The organism is Paenibacillus sp. JJ-223, from assembly GCF_927798175.1.
GTDB lineage: Bacteria > Bacillota > Bacilli > Paenibacillales > Paenibacillaceae > Paenibacillus > Paenibacillus hubeiensis.
In genome coordinates, this window is sequence record NZ_CAKMMP010000029.1 from 1 (window position 1) to 17,053 (window position 17,053).

At 46.5% G+C, this 17,053-nt stretch carries 9 protein-coding genes, 10 tRNA genes and 2 rRNA genes; all 21 read left to right on the plus strand.

All coding sequences use genetic code 11. The features are described 5' to 3' along the window. Window positions 1-82: ribosomal RNA gene (locus tag L6H98_RS30820) — 23S ribosomal RNA — on the plus strand; the annotation flags it as partial. 120 nt (window positions 83-202) lie between these two features. After that, window positions 203-319: ribosomal RNA gene (gene rrf / locus L6H98_RS30825) — 5S ribosomal RNA — on the plus strand. Window positions 320-398: 79 nt separating this feature from the next. After that, window positions 399-474: transfer RNA gene (locus L6H98_RS30830), tRNA-Asn, on the plus strand. 4 nt (window positions 475-478) lie between these two features. After that, a tRNA-Glu gene (locus L6H98_RS30835) sits at window positions 479-550 on the plus strand. 122 nt (window positions 551-672) lie between these two features. Continuing rightward, window positions 673-748 (plus strand) — tRNA-Val (locus L6H98_RS30840). Window positions 749-757: 9 nt separating this feature from the next. Further along, window positions 758-832 (plus strand) — tRNA-Gln (locus L6H98_RS30845). Between the two features lie 15 nt (window positions 833-847). Continuing rightward, a tRNA-Lys gene (locus tag L6H98_RS30850) sits at window positions 848-923 on the plus strand. A gap of 874 nt (window positions 924-1,797) precedes the next feature. Beyond that, window positions 1,798-1,878: transfer RNA gene (locus L6H98_RS30855), tRNA-Leu, on the plus strand. Between the two features lie 10 nt (window positions 1,879-1,888). After that, window positions 1,889-1,963, plus strand: a tRNA-Gly gene (locus L6H98_RS30860). A gap of 5 nt (window positions 1,964-1,968) precedes the next feature. Then, window positions 1,969-2,045, plus strand: a tRNA-Arg gene (locus L6H98_RS30865). A gap of 8 nt (window positions 2,046-2,053) precedes the next feature. After that, a tRNA-Pro gene (locus L6H98_RS30870) sits at window positions 2,054-2,127 on the plus strand. Window positions 2,128-2,139: 12 nt separating this feature from the next. Continuing rightward, window positions 2,140-2,210 (plus strand) — tRNA-Gly (locus L6H98_RS30875). 668 nt (window positions 2,211-2,878) lie between these two features. Further along, a complete protein-coding gene (gene ppc / locus L6H98_RS30880) occupies window positions 2,879-5,671 on the plus strand; it encodes a phosphoenolpyruvate carboxylase (protein WP_236421519.1) in 2,793 nt (930 codons plus the stop codon). Between the two features lie 224 nt (window positions 5,672-5,895). Further along, window positions 5,896-6,462, plus strand: coding sequence for an RNA polymerase sigma factor SigW (gene sigW / locus L6H98_RS30885; RefSeq protein WP_236421520.1), 567 nt, complete (start codon window positions 5,896-5,898; stop codon window positions 6,460-6,462). Window positions 6,463-6,593: 131 nt separating this feature from the next. Beyond that, window positions 6,594-7,208 (plus strand): zf-HC2 domain-containing protein, encoded by a 615-nt coding sequence (locus L6H98_RS30890; RefSeq protein WP_236421521.1) that lies wholly within the window; start codon window positions 6,594-6,596, stop codon window positions 7,206-7,208. A gap of 379 nt (window positions 7,209-7,587) precedes the next feature. Beyond that, window positions 7,588-8,427, plus strand: coding sequence for a diadenylate cyclase CdaA (gene cdaA / locus L6H98_RS30895; RefSeq protein ID WP_236421522.1), 840 nt, complete (start codon window positions 7,588-7,590; stop codon window positions 8,425-8,427). Then, window positions 8,420-9,910: a CdaR family protein gene (locus L6H98_RS30900; RefSeq protein ID WP_236421523.1), complete on the plus strand. Its 1,491-nt coding sequence runs from the start codon at window positions 8,420-8,422 to the stop codon at window positions 9,908-9,910. The genes cdaA and L6H98_RS30900 overlap by 8 nt, the downstream gene beginning before the upstream one ends. 76 nt (window positions 9,911-9,986) lie before the next feature. Then, window positions 9,987-11,327: a phosphoglucosamine mutase gene (gene glmM / locus L6H98_RS30905; RefSeq protein WP_236421524.1), complete on the plus strand. Its 1,341-nt coding sequence runs from the start codon at window positions 9,987-9,989 to the stop codon at window positions 11,325-11,327. Window positions 11,328-11,607: 280 nt separating this feature from the next. Then, the gene (locus L6H98_RS31325) at window positions 11,608-11,742 is read left to right on the plus strand and encodes a hypothetical protein (protein WP_290371515.1); all 135 of its coding nucleotides are present in this window, start codon (window positions 11,608-11,610) and stop codon (window positions 11,740-11,742) included. Between the two features lie 297 nt (window positions 11,743-12,039). After that, window positions 12,040-13,872, plus strand: a complete 1,833-nt coding sequence (glmS, locus tag L6H98_RS30910; RefSeq protein WP_236421525.1) for a glutamine--fructose-6-phosphate transaminase (isomerizing) — start codon at window positions 12,040-12,042, stop codon at window positions 13,870-13,872. Window positions 13,873-16,759: 2,887 nt separating this feature from the next. Continuing rightward, on the plus strand, window positions 16,760-17,053 hold a 294-nt coding region (locus tag L6H98_RS30915), incomplete at its 3' end, for a hypothetical protein (RefSeq protein WP_236421526.1).

Here is a 17,053-nt window from a genome sequence, read left to right on the forward strand (position 1 = left end):
GACGACGAGGTAGATAGGCTGGGGGTGGAAGTGCAGCAATGCATGGAGCTGACCAGTACTAATCGGTCGAGGGCTTATCCAAGAAATGCAGGTTCTAAGTCGCAGATTTCGTTTCGAATCCAGTTTTCAGAGAGCAATCTCTGAGTGAAAAACGGGTACATCACTTGATGTGCGGATCGTTTTTCAATCCAAAGCAAAATCGTTTGGTGGCGATGGCGGAGGGGTTCCACACGTTCCCATCCCGAACACGACCGTTAAGCCCTCTAGCGCCGATGGTACTTGGACCGCAGGGTCCTGGGAGAGTAGGAAGCCGCCAAGCGAACTCTTTCATCCTACATAGAAAACAATATGTTGACGTTGTACGATGAATTGCATTTGCATACACAAATGCATCATATTCCCTGATAGCTCAGTTGGTAGAGCACTCGACTGTTAATCGAGTTGTCACAGGTTCGAGTCCTGTTCGGGGAGCCATTATGGCCCGTTGGTCAAGGGGTTAAGACACCTCCCTTTCACGGAGGTAACAGGGGTTCGAATCCCCTACGGGTCATTGTAATTCCATTGCAATAAAAGGGGTGAGAACCCCAAAGGTTCGTCGGAGGATAACTTCGTTAGCTTAGACTTCGCAGTCTCGAACGAAGTGAGAGTATCCCCTACAGGTCATAGTATTATGGAGGCTTAGCTCAGCTGGGAGAGCATCTGCCTTACAAGCAGAGGGTCGGGGGTTCGAACCCCTCAGCCTCCACCATTTTATTATTGGGGATTAGCCAAGCGGTAAGGCAACGGACTTTGACTCCGTCATGCATAGGTTCAAATCCTATATCCCCAGCCATTTTAACTTCAGTGAGAGCCATTAGCTCAGTTGGTAGAGCACCTGACTTTTAATCAGGGTGTCGAAGGTTCGAGTCCTTCATGGCTCACCAGTTATATCCATTCAAAACATGTTCTTGCGGAATGCAATGAGGGTGTTTTTTTTATTTTGGCTCACTTTTGCGAATGAATAGTGGGCCTTTTTGATATATGTTTGCATCTTTTAGATTGATTGTTTATGGTTAGCAGCGCTGTAGACAATTAAAAAGCACGAATGAGTCTCCCTGTCCACGTGTAATCGGCCAGCATTTTCGGTTATAAACGATCCAGGGATAAAGAATCACTGACTATTTCAAAGAACTGCTTTCTATCAACAAACGGGAGTCAAGAGTGGTACGACATCTTAGCCGAGGAGCTGCGGCAGATGAGGCTAGTCTTCTTCTAAGACCGCCATGGAACCACAGGGCTCGCTTAGCTCTAAGCATAACAACTATCACAGGGTGTGCGCTCTTCTTTCCAGTAACGCTGTTCTGAACAAGTCTGACGTCAACAACCAGGTAAGTTACCGTATTTCATGTGACATGACAAAGGTTCTCTGAATTGGAGTAAAACCAGAGAAGGAGACAACATGCAGCGGAGAGGCTCAAGATTGCCGTTTTAAAGTAATTTGCTTCAATCTATATGGGGAAATGCTCTAAGCCGATGGAACGGTTTAGAAGCCTATTTAGGAGGCTTACTATAGGTTTTAAGAGTTACGTCTGTAATCATTTGGTGGGACGGGACAGGGAGTAAGTCTAAAACAAATACAGGACAGACATTCAAAAAAGGGGGGGAGAATGAAAAAAAAAGATTTTTTTGCGTAAATGCTTGACTCATATACGTATTATATGGTAAGATCATTCTTGTCGCTAACGAGATACGTTGGATCGAAAAACAACGTAATTATAGTTAGGTGAAAGCCTTGCATCAAATGTTCGGCTTCGATATGCGCGTGTGGCGGAATTGGCAGACGCACTAGACTTAGGATCTAGCGTCTTTGACGTGGGGGTTCAAGTCCCTCCACGCGCATCCTTATTAAGCGGACGTGGCTCAGCGGTAGAGCATCGCCTTGCCAAGGCGAGGGTCGCGGGTTCGATTCCCGTCGTCCGCTCCAAATATGCGCCCTTAGCTCAGCTGGATAGAGCGTTTGACTACGAATCAAAAGGTCGGGAGTTCGAATCTCTCAGGGCGCGCCATTTCATATCGGGATGTAGCTCAGCTTGGTAGAGCACCTGGTTTGGGACCAGGGGGTCGCATGTTCAAATCGTGTCATCCCGATTTTAATGATTTGCGGGTGTAGTTCAATGGTAGAACTCCAGCCTTCCAAGCTGGTAGCGTGGGTTCGATTCCCATCACCCGCTTCAGTAAAACGATGATCTTCTGCACTGCAGAAGATCATCGTTTTTAGTTTTCCTCGCATGAGTTTGTTCATGACCGTGATCCTTCCTTTACTTCGTATTGTCCATCAAAGAGTTAACAAAGTTGTGGCAACATATCCCCAGGCCTTTGGATTTCCAGTGTATGAAGATGCTGCTGGACATGCAAAATAGACTTTGATCCGTCCAAAGTGCTGGCTCTAATTTCTACTGAATCCATCCCCAACAAGCAAAAAAATTAAAAAAGACTCTTTAATTTATTGCATCACTGTGATAAAGTATACAAAAGCTTGCTTTGCCGGTCAGGTTTCATTGGATATACTCCTGCTTCAGGGCGACGGATTTTCCAACTGCATATGGTGAGCACAAGGAACGTGCTTCTAGATTGCATATTTATAATTTTTTTGGCATGAAAATGAATCTGCCCATGTGTGGTTTATATGTGAAAAATGGTTCATGCAGAAGGGCCCGCCCCATATGTCGAAGCAGAGCAAGAAAATGAATAAAAAAGCGTGTTTTTATGCTAGAAATCAAGGAAAACCCCCTTTTTTTCTAGTAGAAAAGTAAAGATTTTCGTAACGTTTTATTGTATGATGTTATGAAGGTGTCAAATTTTCGTGTACGAAAGCGAACGATCAGATGGGAGGATAAGCATGACTGAAACTATGGTAACCGCCAGCAAAAGCCAGTCCAACAACCTGCTTCGGCGAGACGTGCGGTTCCTGGGCAACATACTTGGAGAAGTTCTAGTCCATCAAGGCGGCACGGAACTTCTTGATGTCGTTGAGAAAATTCGGGAAACCAGCAAATCTTTGCGCGCAGAATTTTTGCCAGAGCTCTATGCAGAGTTCAAAACGATGATCCAGGAATTAGACTCGGAGAACCGTCATCAGGTAATCAGGGCTTTTGCGATTTATTTTCAATTGGTGAACATCGCTGAACAAAATCATCGGATTCGGCGCAAGCGGGATTATGAGCGTTCTGCTGGGGACAGCGTGCAGCCTGGATCAATCGAAAAGGCCGTTCAGGATCTGAAAGAGCGCGGGCTGTCTCATACGGAAGTCGAGCAGATTCTGGAGGAACTGTCTCTGGAGTTGGTTATGACGGCTCACCCTACAGAAGCGATGCGACGCGTCATTTTGGATATTCATAAACGGATTTCTGAAGACGTCATGCTGCTTGATAATCCTACGCTGACGTTGCGTGAACGTGAACAGTTGCGAGAAAAGCTGCTGAATGAGGTCATCACCTTGTGGCAGACCGATGAGCTTCGGGACCGCAAGCCGACCGTGCTTGATGAAGTCCGCAACGGGATGTATTACTTTCACGAAACGCTGTTCCACGTACTTCCGGACGTATATCAGGAGCTTGAACGCTGCCTGCAAAAATATTACCCTGGCCACAACTGGCATGTACCGACGTATTTGCGCTTCGGTTCCTGGATTGGGGGAGACCGGGACGGAAATCCATCGGTAACTTCAGACGTAACGTGGCAAACGCTGCTCATGCAGCGCAAGCTCGCGATGCGCGAGTACCAGCGGATCATGATCGAACTGATGGGCCATCTCAGTTTCAGCACGAACATCATCAATGTATCCGATGAATTGCTGCAATCCATTGAAGAGGATCGCAAACACGTTACGTTGAAAAAGGTCGACATTTGGCGCAACGAGAAGGAGCCATACCGCATCAAGTTGGCCTACATGATCGCCAAGCTCAACAATGTGCTTGATGAAAACAAAATCGGTCAACCTGACCGCTATGATAACGCACAAGGGCTGATCGCCGATCTGATGATCATCGACCGCAGCCTGCGTCATCATTTCGCCGATTACGTGGCAGATACCACGGTTCGCAAAATGATTCGCCAAGTGGAACTATTCGGTTTCCATACGGCAGCGCTCGATGTGCGCCAGCATAGCCAGGAGCATGAAAATGCGATGGCCGAGATTTTGGCCAAAATGAATGTGGTTGAAGATTATGCACGCCTTACGGAAGACGGCAAAGTGGATCTGCTGGCCCGTTTGCTTGAAGATCCGCGTCCGCTGACTTCTGCATATCATCAATATACCGAGGGAACAAAGGAGTGTCTGGACGTATTCCGCACGATCAAGCGTGCACAGAACGAGTTCGGCACAGAATGCATTACCAGTTACCTGATCAGTATGACCCAAGGGGCAAGCGACCTGCTGGAAGTGATGGTTTTTGCGAAAGAAGTCGGCCTCTTCCAGAAAGGAAGCGACGGTAAGATCGTATCTACCCTTCAGGCAGTGCCGCTGTTCGAAACCATTGACGATCTGCATGCAGCATCCGACATTATGCAGAAGCTGTTCAAGCTTCCTGTATATCGTGCCAGCGTAAGCGCGCGGAACGAATTGCACGAGATCATGCTCGGCTATTCGGACAGCAACAAGGACGGCGGCGTAGTGACCGCCAACTGGGAACTGCGGGTAGCGATGAACGCCATTACCGAGGTGGGCAATGAACACGGCGTGAAGCTGAAGTTCTTCCATGGCCGCGGTGGAGCGCTTGGCCGCGGGGGTATGCCGCTGAACCGCAGCATTCTGGCCCAACCGCCGCATACGATTGGCGGGGGCATCAAGATTACGGAGCAAGGCGAGGTCATCTCGTCCCGTTATTCCTTGAAAGGGATCGCTTACCGCAGTTTGGAACAAGCGACATCTGCGCTGATTACTGCTGCATTGAACAGTTTGGAACCGCAGGAATCGGCATCCGAGCGTCATTGGGACAGCATCATCAAGGATATTTCCGAGGTGTCGCTGCGCAAATATCAGGATCTGATTTTCCGCGACCCGGATTTCTTCACTTTCTTCAAAGAATCGACGCCGCTGCCTGAGGTTGGCGAACTGAACATCGGTTCCCGTCCATCCAAACGGAAAAACAGCGACAAGTTCGAGGATCTGAGAGCGATCCCGTGGGTGTTTGCATGGACGCAAAGCCGTTATCTGCTGCCGGCGTGGTATGCGGCGGGAACAGGACTGCAAAGCTATTATCAGGGCAAAGAAGAGAATTTGGCTGTTCTGAAAGACATGTATGCAAACTTCCCGTTCTTCCGGACATTGATCGATACGGTACAAATGGCAGTGGCCAAGGCGGATCTCGTCATCGCCAAGGAATACTCGGCCATGACTTCCAACAAAGAAGCGCGTGACCGCATCTATGGCCTGATTGAAGCCGAGTTTAATTTGACCAAAGATTTGATTCTGAAAATTACCGGCGAAACCGAAATTTTGAACGACGTGCCGGTGATTCAAGAATCCATCAGACTGCGTAATCCTTACGTCGATCCGTTGTCCTATATGCAGGTGCAGCTTCTCAGCGAACTGAGAGAACTGCGTGAACGTGGCGACGACGATGCGGAACTGCTGCGTGAAGTGCTGTTGACCATTAACGGAATCGCAGCCGGACTTCGGAACACCGGCTGATTTGGAAATATCGATGATCTAATAAATGGTTCAATCCTTCCTTTCCATAAGGAGGGGGAAACGGGACTCCTTAGGGAGTTCCCGTTTTTTACTGTTTTTAGCGGATAATTGCGGACACAGTCTTGATTTTTGACCAAAGTTGATTTACGATTTGATTGGTGAATTACAAGTGTGGACGGGTATCAGAAGACGGAAAACCCATCAGCATGTCTGGGGGAATATAGGTGGACAATTTGGAGAACAGGCTCGTCAAGCTGGTGCTTAAGGGTGACCAGCGGGCCTTTGCAGAAATCGTAGAATTATACAAGGACAAACTGTTTCATTTGGCATACCGCATGCTGAGCAATAGACATGAAGCGGAAGACGTTGTACAAGAAACCTTTTTGCGCGTGTTCCGTAATATGGAAAAGTATGATCCCAACCAAAAGTTCTCAACCTGGATATATCGTATAGCTACCAATCTGTGCATCGACCGATTGCGCAGGAAGAAGCCGTCGTTTTCCTTGGATGCGGAATTGAATGATCAAGAGGGAACCGACGGCTATGCCATGCTCCCAAGCGATGATCGAACGCCGGAGAGCGAAGCTCTGCTTTCCGAGACACAAACACTGATCCGCGAAGCGATTGACAGTCTTCCGGCCAAGTACAAGTCGGTCATGGTATTGAGATATTTACAGGACCTGTCGCTGCAGGAAATCAGCGATGTCACCGGCATGCCCGTAACAACGATCAAGACGCGCGTTCATCGGGGCCGGGAATTTTTGCGTAAAAAACTGGAATTCAAGTTATAATTCGCAGCATTTTTTTGGGCGAATTATTTTGAAACATATCCGAATCGGATACGTATGTAATGTGTGCAAGTCTTATGCCTGCTTCTTACAGGGGCATGGACTAAGTGATTGAAGAAAGGATTGGCTCTCATATGGATTGCAACTCGGCCGTCTCTTTAATGCATGAATGTTTGGATGAGTCGTTGTCCCCGGCGCAGAAGGTTGAACTGAAAAGTCACCTTATCACCTGTTCAGAGTGCCGCATGCGCTTTAAAGAGTTGGAACAGACGGAAATGCTGCTCTTTGCCATGAAACATTATTCGCCGTCTGCCTCGGATGAGCTGACCAATCGGATTATGAACGCTCTGCCCCAGCCTAAAAGACAGCAGAAATGGTTCAAATGGATCAAAGGACATCCTGCGCTGACGGCGGCAGCCTTCTTTTTGGTCGTGATGCTCTTTAGCGCTTGGAGTTTCTGGAATCAAAATAACGAAATGGTCGTTAAAGGCAAGAATCTGGACCAGATTGTCATTGAAGGCAATAAGGTTATTGTTCCGGAAGGCAAGTCAATTGCGGGCGATCTTACAATAGAAAATGGAACCGCCCAGGTGTACGGTGAAGTGAATGGCAATCTGACGGTGATTGATGGACAGCTGTATCAGGCGTCGACGGCTCATATTTCCGGTCAGGTCAAAAGCATTGATCAAGCACTCGACTGGTTCTGGTACAAAATAACCAATATGGTGAATGAAGTGGCCTATCGCTAGGTCGGCAAATTCGTTCATGGTAAAATGCCAGGCAGGTACCTCCGATAACTAGGGGGTGCCTTTTTGTAGTTATGAGCAAGGAATTTTATATCAAAGTCAGGTTCCTGGTTCCGTATGAGGAGCTGTGGAGTCAATTTCTATGAAATTTATGGGAATTTCGCGTAATATGTGCAGTTTGAGACCGACGCAACTTGCAACATGAACGTTAACGTTATAACCTAGATACTAAAGAGAACATAATACTACATATAGAGTTTCTCTTGCTTTCTTTTCGATCGGGAACATACCGGTTGCGAAGAGAATCTTGGTCATACAAATCCCTGAAGGGGTAAATATCGGAGCATGGTTTACTCACCATTGGGACAACGGGGGCTGGGTTATGAACTATTTTGCTGACTTGACTTGGCAAGAGTCCATTAAGGACATTATCGATATATTAATCGTTACCTATATTATGTACAAACTGATTTTGCTTGTACGGGGTACGCGGGCCGTCCAGCTTCTTAAGGGCATTTTGTTTCTTGTCCTGATCTGGGCGTTGAGCACTTGGCTGAACCTGTATACGTTGAAATGGCTGATGAATCAGATGTTTACGTTCGGCGTCGTTGCCGTCTTTATCATCTTTCAGCCCGAGCTTCGCCGCGGTTTGGAGCAGTTGGGCCGGGGCAAACTGTTTGGCCGGTCGACCGCAGCCAGCGACGAGGAGTTAACCGTGCTTATTGGAGAGATCATTAAGTCCGTGAACTATTTGTCGCGGCGGAAAATCGGGGCTCTGGTCGTATTTGAGCGTGAAACCGGATTGAACGATTATACGGAATCAGGCATTCAAATGCAGTCCTTGGTCAGCTCTGAGCTGATGATCAACATATTTATTCCGAATACGCCGCTTCATGATGGGGCGGTCATTATTCAGGGCAAACAAATCACTGCCGCAGCCTGTTACCTGCCATTGTCCGAAAATCCGTTTATCAGCAAGGAACTCGGAACTCGCCATCGTGCGGCGATTGGCATTACGGAGGTAGCGGATGCGGTATGCCTCATCGTTTCCGAGGAGACGGGGCAAGTGTCTTTGGCCATGAATGGTCAGATCGTGCGCGACATCAAGGAAGAATCATTGATTGCCAAACTGTATGAAGAACTTCGGCCAACCTCCAATTTGTCCAAGAAAAAGGGACTGGCGTTCCTCTTGAGACGGAAGGAGGGACGGCGTAATGGATAAATGGTTCAATAACAACAATTTTGCCAAGGTCCTTGCTTTGGCCGTAAGCTTGCTGCTTTGGTTCATGATTCATTTGGACGAAGTGCCTACGACGCCAACGATCACTACGGGAACGAGCAGCCACGTTGTGGAGCGAACGGTAGCCATTCAGCCCTACGGGCTGGATAGCAGCGCGTATGTGCTGACGTCGTTAAGCACCGATGAGGTTCGTTTAGAAATCAAGGGCCAACGTTCAAGACTGACGTCCATATTCACGAACGACGACTACAAAGTGCTCGTGGATCTGAGCGGCGTGAAAGACGGATCCAACACGCTGCCTCTCGTGCCCGATCTGCCATCAGGCGTTGAGGTCGTCAGCATGGAGCCTTCGATGGTGACGGTGAACGTGGAGAAACTGAGCACGAAATCATTCGATGTGAATATTGTACCGGAAGGGAAAGCCGCGGAAGGGTACACCGTCGGGACTCCGGTCGTGGAGCCTTCCGGCCAGGTTAAAGTGACGTTACCCGAGGGGCAAATGGACGCTGTGGCCAAAGTTCAGGGTACCGTAAGCATCAAGGATGCCAAAGAAGACATCGTGCAGAAAAAAGTTAAACTTCAAGCCTATGATACCGAAGGCAAAGTGATTGAAAATGCAGTGATTGCACCGGAAACGGTGGATGTACGGATTCCGGTCAATCAGCCCTATGTTTCTATACCCTTAAGAATCACATATTCAGGCCAACTGCCGGAGGACTTGGTGTTGTCCAGCGTAGAGCCGAACGTGAAAGAAGTCATGGTATATGGGAACGAGCAGGCATTGGCGGGCATACAGTCCTACGACCAAGTGACCCTGGATCTCACCCAGTTTGATCAGGCAGGTACCTCCACAGTTAACGTGGACTTGACGCCGCCTTCCGGTTTTGAGAAAATCGAGCCTAGTTCGATTCAACTCAAGGTTACGATCTCGCCTTACAATGAAGCTGAGGAGACCACCAAGGTGTTTTCCAACATTCCGATTACGCTGGCAGGGATCGGTGAAGGATTGGAAGGCACCCTGGTTACGCCCAAAAGCGGTGGGCTTGACGTTACGCTGCGCGGACCGGAAAGCATGCTGCAAGGCGTGTCGGAAGGCGATATCAAATTGACGGCAGACCTTACAGGTTTGGACAGCGGCACGCACAATGTGCAGCTGCAGGCAGAGCTGCCCCGTTTTGCCAAACTTGATGATTCGTCCGGCACTCTTCATGCCACGGTTCAGCTTACCGAGAAGGCAGATGAAACGTCGGCAGCCCCGGATGGGCAAACATCCGGTGGTGAGGGCGATACCTTGGGTCCTAAGCCTTCGCCAGCGGAGGTAGAGAATAACGGAGGGACTGACCCTGCTACCGAGGAGGAGGATCCTGAATCGAATACGGACAATCCGGAGCAGGAGACCCAGGGAAGTGTTACGCCCCCGGGTACGAGCAGTAACCTTGGAAACGACGCTGGTTCGAATCCGTAACTTTTTCAGTCAAATGAACAGGAATTTTAAAATAATGATGATGTCTTGATATGATGCGAACAGAAGGAGTTAGATCATGGGGAAATATTTTGGGACAGACGGTGTAAGAGGGGTTGCCAATAAGGAGCTGACCGCAGAACTGGCTTACAGCATCGGGCGATGCGGCGGTTATGTGCTTGCAGGCGGCGTAGAGAGACCTAAGGTGGTCATCGGCATGGATACGCGTATTTCCGGACTTATGCTTGAATCTGCCTTGGTTGCAGGACTATTGTCCATCGGTGCGGATGTGATTCGTCTTGGCGTAGTATCGACACCGGGTGTCGCCTATTTGACGCGGTTGCTGAAAGCCGATGCAGGGGTGATGATCTCGGCCTCCCACAATCCGGTGGAGGATAATGGCATCAAGTTTTTCGGCGGAGATGGCTTCAAGCTGTCTGACGAGACGGAAAATCGGATTGAAGAATTGATGGATGCGGAAAAGGATGAGCTGCCACGCCCTGTAGGTGCCGGTTTGGGCACGGTGACCGTGGATGAGGAGTCTCGTTATCGCTATCTCGATTACTTGAAAACAACGGTGAGCGAATCGTTCTCCGGGCTTAAAATCGTACTGGACTGCGCGAATGGCGCAGCTTACGAGCTGGCTCCCAAATTGTTCGCCGAACTAGGTGCAGAAGTCATTGCCATCGGCGCTGAGCCAAACGGCCTGAACATTAACGAACAATGCGGATCGACCCATCCGGAAGCTCTCAAGCAAGAGGTGATCAAACACCAAGCCGATCTGGGCCTGGCGTTTGACGGGGATGCGGATCGTCTGATTGCCATTGATGAGACGGGAGCCGAAGTGGACGGCGACTTCATCCTGTGCATTTGCGGGGATGCGATGAACCGTGCAGGCAAACTTAAGGATAGCACGATCGTATCTACGGTGATGAGCAACATCGGTTTCTACAAAGCAGCAGAGAAGCTGTCGCTCAAAACGGCGAAAACGGCAGTAGGCGACCGGTACGTCATGGAAGAAATGCGTCGCGGAGGCTATAACCTTGGCGGAGAGCAGTCCGGACATGTCATTTTCCTGGATTACAACACGACCGGAGACGGCATGCTGACAGCCATTCAATTGGTGGACACCCTGAAAGCATCCGGCGAAAAGCTGAGCGAGCTGAAATCTCTGATGAAGCAATACCCGCAAGTGCTGGTGAACGTTCGCGTGAAGGATAAATCCAAATACGAGGGCAACGCCGCCATCGGTGAAGCCATTGCCGTTGTGGAAAAACAGCTTGGCGACAATGGCCGCGTGCTTGTACGGGCCTCCGGTACCGAGTCCCTGATCCGTGTTATGGCGGAAGGCCCCGACAAAGCGGAACTGGAGCAATTCGTATCGCAGATTGCGGACGTTGTGCAAAAAGAACTGGTTTAAGTCATTGATACAGCCTTATTATGGGTTATTTCCATAAATATGATATATACCCTTCGTCCCGAGCTGGTGAGTCGGTAGCCCGTTTTCCAGGTCGGGACCGTGGGTAAAACTGATAGAAATCTGATGAAATGGTCACAGGTACTTTGCTCCATTGCAAAATGAACCCGACATGCATATAATGAGTGGAGTCGTCATTCAGACACAGAAAGCGAGGGTTGTGAGGTTACAGTTATACAAGCGCCAGAGCTTGAACCATTGCGCGGGGAGAACGTTGTGCGAGATGTCTTTGGTAAGGCGGATCGATAACGTTCACGGCAATCAAGCTGACGAGGTGGAGGTGTTCGGAATGTTCGGCGGGGACCTCCCGGTGATGCACCAGAGCCGTAAACCGGATTTGCGGAAAATGGATGGGTGACTGTCCACACAACGCGCCGGTAGGTGCAACATGGATTATCAACAAAAAATTCAAGTGAATGTGCGCAGAGAACACGATTCGTGTGCGGACGGGAAATGATGTGCATTCATGATTTCATCCAGAACGATGATAAGGATGACCTATGAACGGAATCGGTCCGTTCAGATCATTGATAATTGAATAGATCACCGTTTTCCATAGGATTACGGGAGAATATTTCCATCATTTCCTCGTACCGCGATGGCTCGTTTCTCATTCATGCGTCCTACATTCATATATAAACGGAGGAACTAAACTATGTGCGGTATTGTTGGATATATTGGTAACAAAAACACTCAATCGGTATTGATCGAAGGTCTGAAAAAGCTAGAGTATCGCGGGTACGATTCCGCAGGGATCGCCGTATTTACGCCAGAAGGCCTGCAAATCACCAAAGCGCTTGGCCGTCTCGCGAACCTTGAAGCGAAACTGGAAGGCGCACCGCTGGTCGGGAATGCGGGTATCGGTCATACACGTTGGGCAACTCACGGTAAACCATCGGATGAGAATTCCCATCCACATACGGATGAGAGCCAAAAATTCTCGGTTGTACACAACGGGATCATCGAGAACTACCTGGAGCTGAAAGACGAACTGATCGCTCAAGGTCATACGTTCTCTTCCGAAACGGATACTGAGGTTATTTCTCACCTGATTGCACGTGAGTACGAAGGCGATATCGTGAAAGCCGTACAAAAAGTCATCACGTTGATGCGCGGTGCGTTTGCCCTGGGCGTATTGACGGAGTATGAGCCGAATAAATTGGTTGCCGTGCGTCAAGCGAGCCCGCTTATTATCGGTATTGGTGAAGGCGAGAACTTTATCGGTTCGGATATCCCGGCGATTCTGGAGCATACACGCAATGTATACATCCTGAACGATGGCGAGATGGCTGTTTTGACACATGATGCTGTCGAATTGATGACGATTGAAGGCAATTTTATTTCTCGGGAAATGATTCGTGTCGATTGGGATGCCGTAACCGCAGAAAAAGGCGGATTCGAGCACTTCATGCTGAAAGAAATTCATGAGCAGCCAAAAGCATACCGTGATACGATGCTGGGCCGCATCGACAGCGAAGGTAAAAAAGTATTGTTCCCTGAGTTGAAAATGACCGAGGAACAAATTAAAAATATTCGCAACATTCAAATCATTGCTTGCGGAACTGCATACCATGCAGGTCTCGTGGGACGTACCGTAATCGAGCAATTGGTGCGCATTCCGGTAGAAACCGATGTAGCTTCCGAGTACCGCTATCGTTCCCCAATCGTGGGCAAAGATACGCTGGTGATCGTGGTGAGCCAATCCGGCGAAACGGCGGATACGCTGGCTGCACTGCGTGAAGCACAAGCCAATGGTGCACACGTACTGGCCATCACGAACGTAGTGGGCAGCTCCATTGCGCGTGATGCAAATGATGTCATTGCTACTTTGGCAGGACCGGAAATTGCCGTAGCATCGACCAAAGCATACACATCGCAGTTGATCGCATTCAACCTGTTTGCATTGTATCTGGCGCAAGTGCGCGGTACGCAAACAGCGGAAGAGATCGCGCACACACTCGCTGCAATGCAAGCATTGCCTGAGCAAGTGGAATCCATGCTGGCAAAAGCAGATTCCATCAAGGATTATGCAGAGCAAATTTCCAAACACCAGCACCTGTTCTTCATCGGTCGCGGCCTGGACTTCGCTGTGGCGCAAGAGGGATCTTTGAAGCTGAAAGAGATTTCCTACATCCACTCCGAAGCGTATGCTGCGGGTGAACTGAAACACGGTACGCTGGCGTTGATCGAAGAAGGCATTCCTGTGATTGCTTTGGCAACGCAAGAGAACGTGCTGGAGAAAACCGTGAGCAACATCAAAGAAGTGAAAGCACGCGGCGCTGACGTACTGGCAATCACGTACGAAGAGCATGTGGCTACGCTGTTGAAATCCGTAGACCAAGCGTTTGCGATTCCTAAGACGCTGCCATTGCTGAACCCGGCATTGTCCGTCGTTGTGCTGCAATTGCTGGCTTACTACGCTTCCCTCGCTCTGGGTCACGATGTGGATAAACCACGTAACCTGGCGAAAAGCGTAACGGTTGAGTAAGAGGTTGTAAAAAGGTATCCTTTTTGTCATCATTAGTTGATAAAAAGTTCAGAATTTCTAGTCCCAATGATGCTTTGATAGGTCATTGGGACTTCTTCTGTTTAAGTTTAATATTAAGTTGAGACCTGCTTTATTGAATATGAATTAATTTCATGTTGAAAGGCAATTGCCTAATTTCACAGTAAAATATCCTATGCACTTTATTTTTGTGTTGTTGTGAAACAAGTAGGATTTTTTATTTTTGTCAAATATTACGGGTAAACCAAATTCAGTTTTATATATAACTCAACTTTCGCAGCTTAAACTTCCAAACAAACCCTTGATATAGCTGGGTAAACCAGCGATCCAGTCCTGTAGTTGACAAAAAAAACGGCTATCTTGTTCTTATTCGTTTTAGCCTTTGCGATTTCAAGAAATAAAGTCATCAGTTGCTGAATCGCGGTTTGAAAGTTCAGATTGCGAACTTCATCAGAAAAGAGGAAAACGAGCCCACCGAGTGTCCGGTCATCACTGAATTTGTGCCGTTCGTATTCCATTGCTAAATAACGGCTGAATACAACCGTTGTGTGGCTAATTTATTGGTCAAAGGAGAGGCCTTGAAATTCAGTTCCCGCAGGCAGTGAAACACTTCATATCGCTGCTTTAATTCCTTGACCATTCAATGACAGGAAGACCTCTATCCGTGAGCTCGCGAAGCAGTGGAGCTTGCGTAAACCAGCTTTCCATAAGTACGGTAGTCAGCTGTGAATCGGGTATGTATAGCCTAGTCTAGCAAGTTCACAACCGCATCTGACTTCCGAGAAAAAGCCTCCATTCGGTGTTTGTACCCGTGGCTACGTCTGGAAAGATGGGAAGCCATTTCGCATAGACGATTCGCTATTTTGGCTGAGGACAGCATGACAAATCCAGCGGAGCAAAACTAAACCGTCGGACCAGCCGAGCGTGAGCACCGTGTATCCCTTCGTGAATTTGCCTGTAGAGTGGTCAAACACACGTGCAACAGCTCTACTCTTTCTCCGATTTCGGCTGAGTACTGGATCGTCAACAATAAATACATGCACCCGTTTGGAGGAAATAAGCATTTCAAAATGGCATTCGATCCGAAGATTTAACGTCTGCAAAACCGCCAGCAAAAGAAGATTGATTCAAGAACCGAAAGATGACATCTTTACTGGGGAGGTCTGCTCCGCCGACACTTCCATGATACCAAACAAGAGAGGTGTTTTTTTGTAAATAGAAGGAGATTCGTTCGAACTTTCTTACTCCCGCAAGGGTTTAAGTCCACATTCTAGGTGCGAAAGTTGAGTATATAATTAAGGAGGTACCAATGGATAAAATTGTAGAGCTATCGAATTCGATTATGAGTTTCAATATCTGGATTTTTAAGAGAGACGGTATTATAAGAACAGAGATAAGAACAGAGCATGAATTTACTAGCGAATATAATGGCAATGGCTAACTCATGGTATAATGGACATAGATTCAATCAATATTATTGGTGTAATGAATTATCTAAAAGGGATAGAAATCAAGTGAATTAATTTTGAGATTTATAGATTTTATAATTTATTAATATAATTCACAATATATTGAGCCTGATACACAGTTTGATTTTTTTAAATATGAATAGAAAGGTGTGTTTTAAGTGCTGGAATATGGATAATGGATAATGGATCTTATTGATGAAAAAAATAGCAATTAAATGAAGATGCACTGCTTGATTCATAAAGAAAGTATAAATACGTTGGTTGATCCTGGTAATTTAGACTATAATGTGTATAAAAAGCACAATGTGAAAATTGAATCTCTAAAATCTGTCCTAGATGCTATACATGCTGGAGATTGTTCTGCGTTTATGTTAAATTCAAGGCATTGGCGTTTATGGATTGGATAAAATTTGTCTGAGTAGGTCTGATAATCTGAAATATGGTTATTAAGTCACCATGGAACCTGTTTTAGAAAACATCATGATCTATGCTACCACCGTTCGAATCCAGCAACAAGGAGCTGGTCAATGGACATTAATCCAAGATGTGGTGAAATCGAGAAGGAAAAACCACGAAATACATACGAACGGCTGTGGATAGTATCTGTTAGTCACTTGGGAGTTAACCAATGGCGTTGTCATTACTGCTTAACAGGAACAAAGAATGTTGGACAATAGCGCTTTAAAAGCAAGTGTGGTAGCTAAATACAGAATACGATGTTATGAAAAGTACTATAAACAGTTCTTAATGAGCAGCACTTTAAGGTTATTCTAAGTCGAAAAAATTGAAAAATTATCACGATCCGGTTAGTTTAAAGAGAGTATAATCCGAACAAGAGCATGACTTTAAAATGAATGTAATGGTTATATCTGAAGGATGCAGAGGACTTTGCCACTAAGTAAAGGTGCAGAATGAAGAACTAGATATTGTGCTAGATAAATACTAATGATCTTTCAATGAGGAGTTATCTAACTTGACTTGTCAATTGGTCTTTGAATAAAGGATATTTCAAATCGAAATGATTATAAATATGAGTTACATATCGTTATACTGACGAACGTTGGAATATGATAAGAAGGTTTTTAACTGTAGATGCAGTCATGATATTTGAGCTTATTGCATGAATGAAAACTTATGAATATTAAGTTGAAATATCAAAGGAGTTTGGAAGAATACAGCCTATTCCTCTATAGGTCTCAGTGATTTATTATATGACGAAGATTAAAACAAAATGTTCAAGTTTTCAAGCGTGTGTTGAAAGAAGATTCTTGGACATATATTTTTTAAGCAAGTATAGTGAGATCCATATGATAGTTAGTTGTTTACGATAAAATATAAATTATCGTTTCTAAATTATATCAATTTTCACAATAAATAATTTAATAGAGGTGTAAAGAGTAATGGAAACATCTTCTCATGAATATATTTTTAAAGATCCGTCTATTTCCCAACATCACTTATATAAAACGGATTTCGAATATATTACTTATACAAATGAAGAAGTAGGAGAAAGGTGTTTTTGGCTGAATGACGAAGATATTATATATATTCGTTTTGTATACTCACCAGATATTGATAGGTTTTTTCCGAAGTTTAAATTTCAAGAATGTGAACTTAATAAATTTTTTTTATTACCGACGCATAAAACAAAAGAGTTTAAGCATACTCTAAACTTAGAAGATGAAAGTAAAGAA